We start from the raw sequence: 1,140 nt of genomic DNA, 5'->3' as shown, positions 1-1,140 counted from the left end.
TCGGTGACCACGGCCTCGCGTTCGAATTGTTGCCAGTGGCGCAAACCGAACTTCAGGTCCTGGAAAAGGGCATCCATGGCGACACCGCCAAAGGTCTCCATTTCCGCGTAGAAGCGCACCTTGTCGTGCTTGGCCAGCGCCACTTCCAGGGCCTCTGCCACGGCATCGAACTCCGGGCGGGTGATCTTGCCGGAAATTCTTGCACCAACCACGCGATCATCGTCAAACGGAATCAATGTCAGCATGCCTGCCCCTCCTTGTATGCTGCACGGCCCTCAGTGTTCCTCGGGGTTATCCGTGCCTTCAGCCACGGGCGCATTCAACGCCTGCCAGCTCTGTTTGGCGGCTTCCCAGCCCTGGGAAAATTTTACCTTGGCGGCTTCCCAGTTGTCCGCACCAGCCTGCTGCAGTGCCTGGTAACGGGTTTCCAGCTCTGCGCGTTGCTCTTTCAGCGCTGCCATGGCGGATTGTTTGTCCAGCCGAGCCTGCTGGGAAAGCTCTTTCCAACCGCTATCAATTTCGCTCTGCAGCAGCGTGATCTGCCGATCCAGATCATCCAGAGCATGGCGGGCAGTGCGCATGGCATCGTTTTTCTGTTCCACCGTGAATTCCTGAATATCTTCCAGGGTGTCTTCCATCTGCACGGCGACTTTATCCGGGTCCGGGGTTTTCACATTGGGCACCCCTTGGGTGTCCGCCCAGGAGGTAGCGGTGGTTACCAGCATGAATGCGGCGGCAGCGAGTAAACGGTGTGTCATCGGAGCACTCCTTGTATTGCCTGTTAATGCCTGTCACCCGGTAGGACAAGCAGAACGCAGGAAATGCTCCTTAGGAGATGAAAAATGAGGTAAAACGGGGCCTGAACTGACCACTTCCAGCAAGCTCTGACCCCGCGTCCTGTCAGGCGTTGAGGATATAGACCAGCATTTCCACCACCTGCTCGGGAGTGCGTGCCACGGCATCGGCAGCGGCATCCACTTCCTTGAGGGGATGGTCGTGTTCTTCGTCGTGAAGAATGATCATGGGCGTGCCCAGGGCGGCGGTGTAACCCGCATCGAAGGCCGCATTCCACTGCTTGTACTTGGGCCCGAAACGGACAATGACCAGATCGGCCTCGTCGATCAGCTTGCGAGTACGGAT

General features: G+C 58.1%; 3 protein-coding genes. All 3 read right to left on the bottom strand.

All coding sequences use genetic code 11. The annotated features are described in order from the left end of the window. On the bottom strand, positions 1–245 hold a 245-nt coding region (locus B3Q33_RS08270), incomplete at its 3' end, for an STAS/SEC14 domain-containing protein (RefSeq protein WP_286827461.1). A 30-nt stretch (positions 246–275) separates the two neighbouring features. Then, positions 276–758 carry a hypothetical protein gene (locus B3Q33_RS08265; RefSeq protein ID WP_272962809.1) on the bottom strand — a complete coding sequence of 161 codons (483 nt, stop codon included), beginning with the start codon at positions 756–758 and terminating at the stop codon, positions 276–278. A 142-nt stretch (positions 759–900) separates the two neighbouring features. After that, on the bottom strand, positions 901–1,140 hold a 240-nt coding region (locus tag B3Q33_RS08260), incomplete at its 5' end, for a YtoQ family protein (protein WP_286827458.1).

Origin of the sequence: Alcanivorax sp. UBA3183, assembly GCF_002364155.1 — a bacterium.
Lineage (GTDB): Bacteria > Pseudomonadota > Gammaproteobacteria > Pseudomonadales > Alcanivoracaceae > Alcanivorax > Alcanivorax jadensis.
This window is presented reverse-complemented; position numbering and strand designations above follow the sequence as displayed.

Bases quoted from the DNA above. Each gene is read 5' to 3' on its own strand.
- B3Q33_RS08265 (WP_272962809.1), bottom strand. From the start codon at position 758: ATGACACACCGTTTACTCGCTGCCGCCGCATTCATGCTGGTAACCACC.